The organism is Micromonospora sp. NPDC050417 (genome assembly GCF_044458865.1).
GTDB lineage: Bacteria > Actinomycetota > Actinomycetes > Mycobacteriales > Micromonosporaceae > Micromonospora_G.
The window spans coordinates 48,166-62,105 of record NZ_JBITIH010000025.1; the positions used below are offsets into that span (position 1 = coordinate 48,166).

The following is a 13,940-nucleotide window of genomic DNA, read 5'->3' on the forward strand; positions in this document are numbered from 1 at the left end:
CGACATGACGGTTCCGACACCCTCACAAACCACCGACCGAGTCCTGTACCACGACATCGTCGTGGCCGAGGTGGCAGGTTTCCGGCCGCTGATGCTGGATGTCGCGGTGCCACCCGGGGCCTCCGGCGCCACACCCGTTCTGGTTTTCGTCCACGGCGGCGGCTGGCAGTCCGGGACACCCAAGCGGCCGTCCGAATGGTTGCAGGCCGCGGACCCGTTCACCGCGGCATTACGAGCGGGCTTCGCGATTGCCTCCGCTCAATACCGGTTCAGCGCGGAAGCGCACTTTCCCGCTCAACTCGACGACGTCAAGGCGGCTGTCCGCTGGCTGCGGCGGTCGGGCGACGCGCTGGGACTGGATGTCGACCGGATCGGGATCTGGGGTGAGTCGGCGGGTGGCCATTTGGGATCGCTGGCGGCGCTGACCGGAACCGATGACGACGACAGCCGAGTACAGGCCGCCGTGTGCTGGTACGCGCCGGCAAACCTGTCGAGCATGCAGCGACAGGCCGATCCGATGGCGAAAGATGACCACGACGCGGCGGACTCGGCCGAGTCGCTGCTCATCGGAGGCCCCCTGACGCAGCACCCCGACCGGGCGCGAGTGGCTAGCCCGATCAGTTACGTCAGCCCCGCGGCGCCACCGATGCTTCTCATACACGGAAACCGTGACCTGGTGGTACCGGTCGGCCAGAGTGAAGAACTGGCGGCTGCTCTGCGGGCAGCGGGGGCTCACGTCGAGTTGTCGGTGATCGACGGTGCCGACCACTGTTTCGTCGGCGTGTCGGTGGCCCCGATCGTCGACGAGAGCCTGGCGTTCTTCGTCCGGATCCTGATGCCCGAAACCGTCGTCGACAACGCCAGCGATGAGCCGAGATGCCTACCGCACGCCTGAGCAGACCGCCTCCGTCAATGCTGATCGGGCCCGACGTCCCGCCACTGCGACGTCCATTTTCCGGCACGGTCCGGTCGACGGAGGATGGTGGCAGCACCCTTGATATCGACCGCTCGGACCGCAATTTTTGACAGGCCCTCGCGTGACGCCGGCTCAGCGAGCAGCCGAGGCAGGTCGTCAATGGACCGACGCGGTAGTTCCGCGTCATTCAGGGCTGCATTCGATGCTGCCTGCGCCTGTTATCGCAGGACAGGCGTCTGCTCGTCAGGTGCGCCGTCAACGGATGAGGTGAGAGGGATGTCGACGCCCTTAAGAGGCGAAGCGGAAAGCCCGTAACGGAATCGACCGATGAGACACCTGAGGGCCCCGTTGGAGTCGAACATGGTCCATACTCACCTGGTGTATCGATACACCGAGAAGGACGATTCTGCGTCGCTGCCGGATGAGACCAGCGCAAGCGGTCCGGGATACGTTCGAGAGGCGGCCGACGAGATCCCACGATTCGCCGAACCGCCCGGGCTGACCGGGACCGATTCGTTCGTGCGGGACGCGCCGACAGTGTTGTCGTACGCCGCGCTCGGTTGCTTCACGTTCTGGCTCTACGCGTTCGGGCCGGCGGTCACCCTGCTCCGCGACGAGCTGGGTTTCTCCTACTCGGTGCTCGGTGTCTACCAGGTGTCCTGGTCCGGTGGAGCCGCCTTGGCCGGGGCCACGTTCGCGTGGGCTGCCCGCCGCTTGGCCAGAGGCACGCTGTTGTGGGCTTCGGCGCTGGCCTCCGCCATCGGGGCGGGTCTGTTCATCTTCGGCGGCGGCGTGCTGGCGACCCTGATCGGCGCCGCAGGGTTCGGTGCCGCGGGAACGATGCTGCTCACCGTGATCCAGGCGATCCTGTCCGACCGTCACGGCAGCCGACGCGACCGAGCCCTGACCGAGGCGAACGTCGGCGCCGGCGCGTCCGCCGTGTTCGCGCCGATGGTCCTGGGTGCGCTGGCGGCCACCGTGCTGGGCTGGCGTGCCACGTTCGCGTTGCCGGCCGTCGTACTCGTCCTGCTCTATCTGCGCTACCGCCGCCAGCCGCTGCCGAAACGGCCCCAGCACCACGCCGAGAGGGAACAGGGCGGACGGCTGCCGTTGGCCTGCTGGCTGTTCGCGATCCTGACGGCGGTCAGTTCGGCGATCGAGTTCAGCCTGGTGTTCTTCGGGCCCCAGATGCTCATCAACCTCGGCTGGTCCGCCGCCGCTGCCAGCACCGCGATGAGCAGCAACCTCGCCGGGATCCTGGTCGGGCGCCTGCTCGGCGCCGGGCTCACCCGCCGCCCGGGCCGCACCGTCACCCTCCTGTACGCCTCCCTGGTGCTCACCTTCGCCAGCATCGTCCTGTTCTGGATGACCGGTCAGCCGGTTCTCGCCGTCGTGGCGCTGTTCCTGTCCGGAGTGGGCATCGCGAACCTCTATCCGCTCGCGCTCGCCCTCACCCTCGAAGCCGCCGACGGGCAGGAGGACCACGCCAACGCCCGCTCGCAGGTGGTCCTCGGAGTGCTCGCCGCGGTTTTCCCCTTCCTTCTCGGCAGCCTGGCGGACCAGTACGGGCTGACCGCCGGCTTCGCGCTCGAACCCGTCCTGATCGGTTTCTGTGTGCTCATGCTCTGGGGCGGGCTCCGTGCCCGCCACCGCACCGTCTAGCCAAACGAACCCCGCGCCTGCACGGCAGCCGAAGGAGACGTCCGCTCCGTCAGGCGCGTCACGTCGACGCTCGTCGCTCCCCGGTACAAGCAGCCGCAGAAGGAGAGGAAGGTGTCATGTCGCTGACCGTGCTGGACATCGGTGGGACACATGTGCGCTGGACCCAGTGGTCCCCGGAGCGCGGGCTCGGTGAGATCCGGCGCGTGCCGTCCCCGAGTTTCTCCCGCTCGGCGCAGGTGTCCGTCGAGGAACTGCAGACCAGGTTGGTGCGGGCAATGGCCGACGCGGTGCCGCCCGACGGCGTCGCGGGCGTGTCGTTCGGAGCGGCGCTCGACCACCGGACCGGCACGGTCTACGCGTCGGCCCCGCTGTGGGGCGCACACACCCGCCCCTTCGACCTGCACACCGCGCTGAGCACGGCCCGGCCGGACGTACGCTGGCACGTCGTCAACGACGTCACCGCCGCGTTGATGCATCTGGCGAGCACTCCGGGCGCCCAGGGCCTGCGCAAGATCCTGCTCGCCACGATCAGCACCGGCATCGCCTGCCGCATCATCGACCAGCGCACCGGTGAGATCCCCGTCGACGGGTGCGGACTGCAGGGCGAAATCGGCCACCTGCCGGCGAGCGTGACGATCGACGGCGTGCCCGTGGATCTGCACTGCGACTGCGGGCAGCCACGACACGTAGCCGCCTTCTCCGCGGGGCCTGCTCTTCCACGGCTCGCCGAGATCCTGCGACAGCGGCGCGGACCCGCCTGGCAATCCTCGCTGCTCGGCCTCCGGCTGGCGCGCGGCGAGGCGTTCGAACCGGCGCTGGCGGCTGCCCTGGACGCCAGCGACGCCCTGGCCGGCGAGCTGCTCATGGCTGCGACGAATCCGGTCGCCGACGTTGTGCGTACCGCACTGTGCCTCGATCCGGAGATCGACCTGGTCGCTCTCACCGGCGGCGTCGCGACGGGCCTCGGCGAGCACTACCGCAGCGCGCTGCTGGCGCACCTGGGCCGGGAGGGCCTCTACCTCACCAGCGAGCACCAACCCGGTTGGGCGCGGGATCGGGTGGTGGTATCCGAGGCGAACGGCTTGGTCGGCGCGGGACTTGTCGCGCTGGCCGCCGAGACGGCGGGTGCACCGCCGGCCGCGACGTTCACGGAGGCGGCATGAACGGCACCCACCGCGCGATCGTGCGCGCGGACGGCACGCTGTCGGTGGCGCGGCGTCCGACCATCGCACCGGGGCCGGGTGAGTTGAGCGTGGCGGCCCTGTACGCGGGGCTGTGTGGCACGGACATCCAGATGCTGCGCGGTCTGCGCGACGACCCGGCGCCGGTGATCGGGCACGAGGGGATCGCAAGGGTGACAGCCGCCGGCGCCGGTGTGCCCGAGGCGTTCGCGCCGGGCACCCTCGTCGCAGTCAACCCGACCCACCCCACCGATCCGAGCTTCCTCATGGGACACAACGTCGACGGGCTGCTCCAGGAGCGCACGCTGCTGCCCAGGACGGCGGTGACCGGTGGGCTCGTGCTACCGCTGCCGGAGGCCACCGACGTCACGCTGGCGCCGCTGCTGGAACCGCTGGCCGTGGTCCGCTACGCGCTCGACGCGTTGGCCGCGTTCCATCCGGCGACGCTGCTCGTCGTCGGTGACGGGGTCGTCGGGCACCTCGCGGTGCGGGCCGCCCAGCGCTGGCTCGGCGCGGGCGTACACGTGGCGCTGGTGCACCACACGGAGCGGGGCCGGGCGTTCAGCGTCGCCTGCGCGTACCCCGGCGATCTGATGTTGGACGGGGGGCCCGCAGCGGTGTGGGACGGGCCGGTCGCCGCATTGCTCGCCACACCGCGCGATGCGACGGTGGCGGCCCTGGAATCGGCGCTCGCGGCCGGTGCGGACGTCGTCGACATCGTGGGTGGTCTGCCGCCCGGGGCCGCGACGCCACTGCTGCCCGGTGTCGACCTGACCGCCGTGCGCTCGGCGAACTGCGGCGGGCTACCTGATCCGGTCCACGTCACCACCGCCGGACAGGTCCGGCTGTTCGGTCACCGCGGCGTCGCGAATCGGCACCTGCGGGAGGCCGCTTCCGAGTTGGCCCGCGAACCGGGTCGTTATCGGGACCTGATCACCCATGAGTACGACCTCGACGGCGCGGCGAGCGTGATGCGGGCACTGGCTCGTTCCCGCGAACGCACCGTCGACGGCAGACGGCTGATCAAACTCTCGATCAGGATCACGGGGGAGGACTGATGGTGTCGCTGAGTGGACGGCGCATGATCGTGGTCGGCGGCTCCACCGGGATCGGCCGTGGCATCGCCGACGCCTGGGCCGATGCCGGAGCGGACGTGGTGGTGTGCAGCCGCCGCCAGCCCACCGACGCCGCACATCTGAGCTGGGAGCGCATCGACCTCAGCGAGCCCGAACATGCCCGTGAGCGGCTGGCCGGCCTGGCTACGAACGGGGTGGATGCCGCGTGCTTCTCCGCCGTCTACTACGGCGAGGAGCGCGCCTACTTTCGCGACGTCGCCGAAGGCGAGTGGCGCAGACAGTTGGAGGTCAACCTGACCGGGCTCTGGCTCACCCTCCACGCCGTCCTGCCGTCACTGCGCAAGGCCGGACCGGGGCTGTTCGTCGGCGTCTCCTCGGAGGTCGCGTTCAACGCCGGTCCGGGCCGGTCGGGCTACGCCGCTTCCAAGGCGGCGGCGAAGGTCCTGCTGGACTCGCTCGCGCAGGAGGAGGACGGCCGGATCCGCGTGGTGCAGGTACTCCCGGCCGGCATGGTCGACACCCCCGGCATCCGCCGACGCCGGCCGGCCGATTTCGACTACAGCTCGTACGCACGACCCGCCTCCTTCGCGCAAGTGGCGACCGAGCTGGCGGTGACCGCAGGCGACGGCCACCACGGCGACAGCCTGGTGGTTGACGCCAACGGTGACTGGGACTCGGTCAACGACCGGTCCCCCGTCTCACAGAGCCGGGCGCTGACGTGACCTGCCTGGTCGGTCTCGCCGACTGGCGCCTGCCGGTGAGCGGCGTCGAGGCCGTGCGACTGACCGCCTCGGTCGGTGCGGACGGCTTGCAGGTCGACCTTGGCGGCCCGGGGCGCGGCGAGTGGATCGACGCGCCGGGCCGGATCGACGCCTTGCGGGCCGAGGCAGGGGAGCACGGCGTACGGATTCTCGCCCTGGGCGGCAACCACCTCAACGACATCGGCCTGACCTCCGGGTCCCGGATGGTGCGACCGCTGCTGCAACGGTTGCTGGACGCCGCGGTGGCGTTGGGGGTCCCACTGGTGTTCGTGCCGAGCTTCCGGCGCAGTGCGATCGACGGGCCGGCCGCGCTCACGCGTACCGCGGCGGTGCTGGGCTGGGCGGCTGCGCAGGCGCAGGAGCGGGGCCTGGTGCTGGCCAGCGAGAACGTGCTCAGCGGCGAACAGGCCCGTGTGCTGGCCGACGAGGTCGACTCGTCCGCGTTCCGGCTGGTGCTGGACACGTTCAACCCGGTCGCGGCCGGACTGCGTACGGACGCGCTGGTCGCCTCGCTGGCCGATCTGCTGGCCGACCAGGTCCACCTCAAGGACGGACCACCCGACCGGGGCCCGTCCCCGCTGCTCGGCGCCGGCACCGGACGGCTCGTGGAGACCCTGACCGCGCTGCGCGAGCACCGGGTTCCGGTCCACGCGTTCGTGCTGGAGAACGACTACCGCGGCGCGGACACCGCGCGGCTGGCAGCAGACCTCGCCTGGGCACGACGGCGTGCACAGCACTTCACCTCAACAGGGGCAGGGGCATGACCGACACCGAATACCGCACCACCGTCGCCGCCGCAGGGGTGCTGTTCGACATGGACGGGACGCTGGTCGACTCGACAGCGGTAGTCGAGCGCACCTGGCGCTCGTTCGCCGGCCGGCACGGTCTCGACATCGCGCAGATCCTGGCCGTGTCGCACGGGCGGCGCACCGAGGAGACTGTCGCCCGGTTCGCGCCGGCCGGTGTCGACGTCGATGCCGAAGCCCGGCGTCTGGTCGCTCAAGAGGTCCGCGACACCGAGGGCATCGTGGCCGTTCCCGGTGCGGCGCAGTTGCTGGCTGCGCTGCCAGCGGGCACCTGGGCGCTGGTGACGTCCGCCGGACGCGCGCTGGCCGAGGCGCGGATGGTGGCGGCCGGGCTGCCTCTTCCGCCTGTGGTGGTGAGTGCGGAGGACGTGACGGCCGGCAAGCCGAGTCCGGAAGGGTACCTGCTTGCCGCCCAGCGGCTCGGCTTCGCGCCAGAGCAGGCAGTTGTCTTCGAGGATGCTGAAGCGGGCCTGCTCGCCGCGCTGGCGTCCGGTGCCCGCACCGTGGTGGTCGGCGCCTGTGCCGCTGCCGTCACCGAGGGCCTGGACCGTCTTCCGGACCTGCGCGACATCCGGGTCGCGCACGCCGCCGGGCAGTTATGGGTATCGTTCTCACCGGCTCGAAAGCATTCACGTTCATAAACACAAGGATGTGTTAAGTCCTGCGCGGGGGCACGAGGGGTTTCTGAACCGACTTCGGAGGGACTGGGGAAATGACGCAAGCGAACGGACTGCTCGTCCACGAAACGGGCTCCTGGCTCGTTCGGACGCAGAAAGAGGTCTCTTACGAGGTGCGGTTCCGGGATCGGCTGTTCCGGCCCGATCGCACCGACCTACTGGAGTTCGGCTCGGCCCCCCGGTACGGGCCGAGGCCGCGCCGGATCGTCGTGGTCGACAGCAACGTCGACCTGCTGCACGGCGACATGATTCGTGCCTACTTCGAGCACCATGACGTCGAGTACGCGTTGGTGGTGGTCGAGGCGAACGAGACGGTCAAGGACTTCGCCGCCGCCGTGCGGATCGTCGAGGAGATGGACAGGTTCGGCATCGCGCGGCGGTGCGAGCCTGTGATCGCCATCGGCGGTGGTGTGCTGATGGACACCGTCGGCCTGGCTGCCAGCCTCTACCGCCGGGGCACGCCGTTCCTGCGGGTGCCGACCACGCTCATCGGACTCGTCGACGCTGGTGTCGGCGCCAAGACCGGCGTGAACTTCAACGGCCACAAGAACCGGCTGGGCACGTACGCGCCCGCGGAGCTCACCCTGCTCGACCGGTCGTTTCTCACCACCTTGGATCACCGCCACATCAGCAACGGGCTGGCGGAGATCTTGAAAATCGCGCTGATCAAGGACTATGAGCTGTTCCGGATGCTGGAAAAGCACGGGCCGCGGTTGCTGGACGAGAAGTTCCAGGGCTGCACGCCGATCGGAGACGAGGCTGCGGTCGCCGTGCTGCACGCCGCCACCCGCGGCATGCTTGAGGAGCTGCAGCCGAATCTCTGGGAGAGCGAGCTTGAGCGCTGCGTCGACTACGGGCACACCTTCAGCCCGACGATGGAGATGCGTGCGCTGCCCGCGTTGCTGCACGGTGAGGCGGTCTGCGTGGACATGGCTCTGACCACCGTCATGGGCTGGCGTCGTGGGCTGCTCACCGAGCAGGAGAGGGATCGCGTGCTCGCGGTCATGTCCGCGCTGAAGCTACCGAGCTGGGATTTGATACTCCATCCGGAGGTGCTGTCGCAGGCGTTACAGGACACCGTGCGGCACCGCGACGGAATGCAGCGCCTGCCGCTGCCGGTCGGAATCGGCGGCGTCACCTTCGTCAACGACGTCACCGAGGAGGAGATCCGCGTCGCGGTGGCCGTGCAGCGTGAGCTGCACGAGGCACGCCTCGCAAGCCACGACCACTACGCAGAGGCCGACCCGAGGTCGAGCGCTGCCGTCTGAGCCGTCCGGAAGAAGCGAAGTTCCCGGTCAAGGGAGATGCGATGTCAAAGGATCTACGAGCCGACGTCGTCGTGGTGGGCGGCGGCGCCGCAGGCTGCGTCCTGGCAGCCCGACTCAGCGACGACGAACGCCGCTCGGTGGTGTTGATCGAGGCCGGACCGGACTACGGCCGCTACGAGGACGGCCGGTGGCCGGAGGACCTGCTCGACTGCCGTAACCCGGCGCGCAGTCACGACTGGGACCCCGAGTTGCCGCCGTACTACTCGCGGGCCCGGGTGATCGGCGGGTCGTCGGTCAGCAATGCCTGTTGGGCCCTGGCCGGTGCGCCGCCGGACTACGACGCCTGGGCCGCGTACTCCGGCGGCACGTGGAACCACGCCACCATCGCCCCGTATCTGACCAAGGCCATGCGGGAACTGCGGGTACGCGACGTCCCCGAAGCCGACCAGGGTGTCCTGCACCAGGCGATGGTGGCCGGGGCGACACAGGTGGGTCTGCCGTTGCTGAAGGACGTCAACGACGACGCCGCCACGGAGGGCGTCGGGTGGGCGCCGCTCAACGCGATCGGCCACATCCGTTGGAACGCCGCCTTCGCCTACCTCGATCCGGCCCGCGCCCGGCCGAACCTGCGGGTGGTGGCCGACGCGCCGGCCGTCCGGCTGCCGGTGCGGGGCGAGCGTGCCGTCGGGGTGGAGATCCTGCGAGCCGGGCGGGTCGAGACGGTGACCGCGGAGTCCGTGGTGCTCGCCGCGGGCGCCTTCGGAAACCCGCCGCTGCTGATGCGCAGCGGGATCGGCCCGGAGCCGGTGCTGCGTGCGCTCGGCGCGCCGGTGGTGCTGCCGTTGGCGGGAGTGGGGGAGAACCTGATCGACCATTCCAAGGTCCATCTTCCGATGACTCCGACCGAGTCGCTGGTGATGCCCGAAGGCGGCGGGTATGTGCCGCAGAGCCTGCTCAAAGCCCGCTCCAGCTTGTCCAACGACGAATACTGGGACCTGCACATCGTTCCGACCGCCGGGCCGGGCGAAGACGAGCGTGGCCGTTTCGTCGGCCCACTGGAGGTCTCCCTGTACGTATTCGTGCTGGCACCCCGATCCCGGGGCTTCGTGCGGGCCCGGTCGCTGGACCCGCTGGCCCCGCCACTGATCGAGCCGCACTACTTCGGCGACCCCGACGGCTACGACCGCCAGGTGGCTCTGGAGGGCGTCGATCTGGCCCACCAACTTGCCGACACCGCACCGGTACGCGAGTTGGCCGTGCTCGAGTCCTGGTCACCGGCCCAGCGGAACGAGGTTGGCCAGGTGCAAGTTGGTTACTGGCATCCGGTCGGCACCTGTGCGATGGGGCCGGCCGACGACCCCAGGGCAGTGGCCGGGGCGGACGGGCGCCTACACGGGTTGTCCAACGTCTACGTCGGTGACGCCTCGCTGATGCCGGTGCTCCCACGGGCGAACACGAACCTGACCACGATGGCGGTCGCCGATCGAGTCGCGGACCTGATCCGCTGAGAGTCGTTGGCCCATGTTCCGTCGCGGCGACTGTTGCCGTTCTGTGCGTACATTCTCCTAGAAGGGCACCCCGATGCTGACTCCGGCATGGGAGGTCGAACCCGCCGCCGCCGGCGGGCCGCAACTCGTCCATGTGAACGCGACCGCCACCGGGGGAGGGGTCTCCGAGCTGATCGGAGGGCTCCTGCGCCACCAGGACGCCGGCTGGGCGGTGATCGCCGGAACCCCCGCCTTCTATCACGTGACGAAGTACCTGCACATGCTGCTGCACGGCCGCAGCGACCCGGAGCAGATGAAGGATCCGCAGTTGATGCGCGCCTACCGCGACACATTGGCGCCGCAGGTCGAGTGGTTCGCCCAGCGCCTGACGCCCGGGGATGTCGTGATTCTGCACGACCCACAGACGCTCGGCCTCGCACCAGGGCTCAAAGCCCTGGGCGTACGGGTGGTGTGGCACTGCCACATCGGCGCCGTCGTCGCACCCGAACGCGGGCCCGGCCCGGTGTGGCGCGCATTCCACACCGAGTTGGCCACACTGGACGCCGTGGTCACCACGCTGCCCGAGTTCGCCCCGCCGGGCGTACGTCACGTGTTCGTGATTCCTCCTGCGGTCGACCCGTCGGCGCCGAAGAATCGGGAGCTCACCGCAGGGGAGATCCACTCGGTGCTGGCCAGGATCGGCCTTACCGCCGACAGCGCCACGCCAGGCGTGACCGTCACGCAGGAGGCGCCGTTGCCACCCGATGCGCGCGTGGTGCTGCAGGTGTCGCGGTGGGATCCGCTCAAGGACATGCCCGGGGTGGTGCGCTGTGCTGTCAGGCTGCCGGCGGACGTACACCTTCTCCTCGCCGGAACCGACCCGGCGGACATCCCCGACGACCCGGACGGGCGAGCCGTGCTGACCGAGGTGCAGGAGCTGCTTCGCGACCTGCCGGAACCGGACAGGGCGCGGGTGCACATCGTGAACATCTCACTGAGGCGGCCGGAACTCAACGCGCTCGTGGTGAACGCGCTACAGCGCAGAGCCGACGTGGTCCTGCAGAAGAGCCTGGAGGAGGGGTTCGGGCTTACCGTGACCGAGGCGATGGTCAAGGGCCGCGCGGTGGTCGCCTCCGCGGTCGGCGGTCTGCGGGAACAGATCGCGAACGGCCGCAACGGCGTGCTCGTCGACCCCACCGACCTTGACGCGGTACGCGCCGCGCTCGCCAGGCTGCTCGATGATGCGGACTTGCGCCGAGACCTCGGCGAGCGTGCCAGAGAGGTGGTGCTTGAGCGTTACACGATGCCACGACTGGCCGACGATTACTCCCATCTCATTGCGACGATTTCGAGCGGAGAGACGACCGTACGTCCGTGAAGGTGGGGAGCCGGTCGGGCTGGCCATGACGGTGGCGGCGAGCGCTCCTCCAGGTTTCGCTTGCCGTGGATGATCCGTGGGCGGATCGCGGCGCGGCTGATCGTCGAGCTGTTGGGCTTGAGTGCCGAAGACATCGGTGACGATCAGGGAACGTGATGGTCTGGTCGGGTATGAGCGCCCCGGACCGGTCGATGATCACCTAGCCAATCGTCCACTGTGCGTCGGCATGTTGATCGACTAGCGTGCCTGCACGAGGGACCCCGAGGTCGAGCGGTTCCCGGACCCCTCTCCAACGACCGTAGGGGAGCAACATGAAGAGATTCCTGCCGCGCCGGCTCGGGCTGGCGCTCACTCCGGCACTCATCGTCGCGTTGGCGGCCGGCACCCCGGCGTACGCCGCGCAGGCCAGCGACCCGACCGGTGCGACCATCACGACCAAGCTCGTCGAACGCGCCACCGATCTTCCAGTGCCGAACATCTGTGTCTTCGCCACCCCGGTGTTGACCTTCAGTTGGCCGGACCTCTGTCCGGCTCGCAGCGACGCCCACGGTCATGTGCAGATAGAGGTGCCGGCGGCCGGTGCGTACAACCTGTTCGTGTTGCCGGACTCCGGTAGCCCGTACGGCGCCCAGTGGGTTGGCCCGGACGGTGGCACAGGAACGCAGAAGACCGCCCGGCGGATCACGCTGGGCACCGGTGAGACGAAGCGGCTGTCGCCGATCAAGCTGGATGACCGGGCAACCATCGTCGGGCAACGGCGTGCCGAACCGGGGCAGCAGATCGTGAACGGCGCCGTCGGCATCGTCAGCCCGACTCCGGACAATCGCCGCGACCTGCGCTACTCGCCGATCACCGACGACGGCTCTTTCCGCATCGACTGGCTCGGCCCGTACGAGTGGCCGTTGCTGTTCACGTCCGACCGGCACCCGTACCAGTGGAGCGGACAGGTGGGCAACCGGTTGCTGGCCGACCTGGTGCCGGCGACGATCGGCGCGAGCGAGCCGTACCTCTTCAGTCTCTCCAACGGAACATACGTTGGTGTGCACGTTCCGGATGAGCCGCCGGGCCCGCTTCGCCTGGTGATGCGTAACGTGGCGACCGGGGAAGCGGTGGCCTTCGGGGAGGACAACGACGCCAATCACCACGTTCGGCCCATGATCCTCGGCGGTCAGCAGGTCAAGTGGGAGTGTCTCTGCCCGAGCGGTGTGCGGTGGCACGGTGGCACCGACTTCGCCAGCGCGACCCCAGTGGTGATCCACACCATGACACTGCCGTATCTGACCTTCGAAGGACCGTAGAACGGCCCTACCCGATGTGGTGTACGGGGGTTGGTGCTTGGGAACCGGCCGTCGCGGTCGCGGATCAGAAATCGCCGTACGCTGCCCGGCTCTCCGAGGCCCGGGTGGCTCCTCGCCGAGGTGCCCGGGTTCGGTCGGCGCCGTCGTGACCCGCACCTGCGGTAATGGCGGCGCCGACCGTGCTCACCACGCTCGCGGCGGTGCCGGGTGGCCCGGTATGGGATCAGATCGCGGCGATCGGGGTGCGAGGCCGTGCCTTGCAGTAGCTCGGCTACCTGACGCGGCGTGACCGGTGACATGCCTCGGGCAGGGACCTGAGCGAGAATGGGGAAGCCCGGACTCTGCTCAACTCTGGAAGGACCATCCCCTTGGCCAGTGGACTCGTAGCCCTGCTGGATGACGTGGCGGTGCTGGCTCGCGCCGCTGCCGCGTCGGTCGACGACATTGGGGCGGCCGCCGCGAAGGCCGGCGCCAAGGCCGCGGGCGTCGTTGTCGACGATGCCGCCGTCACGCCGCAGTACGTGCGGAGCCTGGCGTCCGAGCGCGAGTTGCCGATTATCAAGCGCATTGCCCTGGGGTCGCTACGCAACAAGTTCTTGATCATCCTGCCGGCGGTGCTGCTGCTCAGTCAGTTCGTACCCTGGCTGCTCACTCCGATCCTCATGCTCGGCGGCGCCTACCTGTGTTACGAAGGTGCGGAGAAGGTGTGGGCCAAGATCGCCCATCACGATGCCCACGGCGCGGGCGAGGAAAAGGTGCAGGACGAGACGACGCTGGTGTCCGGGGCCGTACGGACCGACCTGGTCCTCTCGGCGGAGATCATGGTCATCGCCCTTAACGAGGTGATCGACGAGGGGTTCTGGTCCCGCCTGGCGATCCTGGCTCTCGTCGCCGTCGTCATCACCGTTCTGGTGTACGGCGTCGTGGCGCTGATCGTGAGGATGGACGATGCCGGGCTGCGCCTGTCGCAACTGTCCGGTGCCACCGCCAGGTTCGGCCGCGGTCTGGTGCGGGCGATGCCGGTGGTGCTCACCGTGCTGACGGTGGTCGGCACCGCCGCGATGCTGTGGGTGGGCGGACACATCCTGCTGGTAGGCACGGACGAGCTGGGCCTGCACTTCCTGTACGAGGTCGTGCACCACGTGGAGGAAGCCGCTCACGACGCCACGGGTGTTTTCGGCGGGCTCGTCGGCTGGCTTGTCAACACGGTGGCCAGCGCGATCCTCGGACTGGTCGTCGGCGCTCTGGTCGTGCTGGTCTTGACTTTCACGCTTCACCGTCGCAAGCCCAAGGCTGTGGCTGCGGCGGACACGGCTGGCACTGACGGCATCATCCCCGCGACGCCGCGCCGTGCGGCTCGGCGTCCCGATGCTTCTGCCGACGGGGCACCGCGCGCCTGAGTACAAGATCATCCGCTGCTCGCCCCCGCG

12 protein-coding genes are annotated in these 13,940 nt (G+C 69.4%); all 12 read left to right on the forward strand.

The features are described 5' to 3' along the window. The first annotated feature begins 4 nt into the window (after nucleotides 1-4). Nucleotides 5-895 carry an alpha/beta hydrolase fold domain-containing protein gene (locus tag ACIBF5_RS27305; protein WP_396815740.1) on the forward strand — a complete coding sequence of 297 codons (891 nt, stop codon included), beginning with the start codon at nucleotides 5-7 and terminating at the stop codon, nucleotides 893-895. A gap of 399 nt (nucleotides 896-1,294) precedes the next feature. Continuing rightward, nucleotides 1,295-2,578 (forward strand): MFS transporter, encoded by a 1,284-nt coding sequence (locus tag ACIBF5_RS27310; protein ID WP_396815741.1) that lies wholly within the window; start codon nucleotides 1,295-1,297, stop codon nucleotides 2,576-2,578. A 116-nt stretch (nucleotides 2,579-2,694) separates the two neighbouring features. Continuing rightward, nucleotides 2,695-3,741: an ROK family protein gene (locus tag ACIBF5_RS27315; RefSeq protein WP_396815742.1), complete on the forward strand. Its 1,047-nt coding sequence runs from the start codon at nucleotides 2,695-2,697 to the stop codon at nucleotides 3,739-3,741. Further along, the gene (locus tag ACIBF5_RS27320; protein WP_396815743.1) at nucleotides 3,738-4,817 is read left to right on the forward strand and encodes an alcohol dehydrogenase catalytic domain-containing protein; all 1,080 of its coding nucleotides are present in this window, start codon (nucleotides 3,738-3,740) and stop codon (nucleotides 4,815-4,817) included. The genes ACIBF5_RS27315 and ACIBF5_RS27320 overlap by 4 nt, the downstream gene beginning before the upstream one ends. Then, nucleotides 4,817-5,557 (forward strand): SDR family NAD(P)-dependent oxidoreductase, encoded by a 741-nt coding sequence (locus ACIBF5_RS27325; protein ID WP_396815744.1) that lies wholly within the window; start codon nucleotides 4,817-4,819, stop codon nucleotides 5,555-5,557. The genes ACIBF5_RS27320 and ACIBF5_RS27325 overlap by 1 nt, the downstream gene beginning before the upstream one ends. Beyond that, entirely contained in the window at nucleotides 5,554-6,360 is an 807-nt protein-coding gene (locus ACIBF5_RS27330; protein WP_396815745.1) for a sugar phosphate isomerase/epimerase family protein, read from the forward strand. The genes ACIBF5_RS27325 and ACIBF5_RS27330 overlap by 4 nt, the downstream gene beginning before the upstream one ends. Then, a complete protein-coding gene (locus tag ACIBF5_RS27335; protein ID WP_396815746.1) occupies nucleotides 6,357-7,043 on the forward strand; it encodes an HAD-IA family hydrolase in 687 nt (228 codons plus the stop codon). The genes ACIBF5_RS27330 and ACIBF5_RS27335 overlap by 4 nt, the downstream gene beginning before the upstream one ends. Before the next feature lie 71 nt (nucleotides 7,044-7,114). After that, nucleotides 7,115-8,347 (forward strand): sedoheptulose 7-phosphate cyclase, encoded by a 1,233-nt coding sequence (locus ACIBF5_RS27340; RefSeq protein ID WP_396815747.1) that lies wholly within the window; start codon nucleotides 7,115-7,117, stop codon nucleotides 8,345-8,347. A gap of 41 nt (nucleotides 8,348-8,388) precedes the next feature. Further along, on the forward strand, nucleotides 8,389-9,855 hold the full coding sequence (locus ACIBF5_RS27345; protein WP_396815748.1) for a GMC family oxidoreductase: 1,467 nt from the start codon (nucleotides 8,389-8,391) through the stop codon (nucleotides 9,853-9,855). Between the two features lie 73 nt (nucleotides 9,856-9,928). Beyond that, entirely contained in the window at nucleotides 9,929-11,212 is a 1,284-nt protein-coding gene (locus ACIBF5_RS27350) for a glycosyltransferase (RefSeq protein ID WP_396815749.1), read from the forward strand. A 311-nt stretch (nucleotides 11,213-11,523) separates the two neighbouring features. Further along, nucleotides 11,524-12,510, forward strand: a complete 987-nt coding sequence (locus ACIBF5_RS27355) for a hypothetical protein (protein ID WP_396815750.1) — start codon at nucleotides 11,524-11,526, stop codon at nucleotides 12,508-12,510. A 368-nt stretch (nucleotides 12,511-12,878) separates the two neighbouring features. Beyond that, nucleotides 12,879-13,910 (forward strand): DUF808 domain-containing protein, encoded by a 1,032-nt coding sequence (locus ACIBF5_RS27360; RefSeq protein ID WP_396815751.1) that lies wholly within the window; start codon nucleotides 12,879-12,881, stop codon nucleotides 13,908-13,910. Nucleotides 13,911-13,940 lie beyond the last annotated feature (30 nt).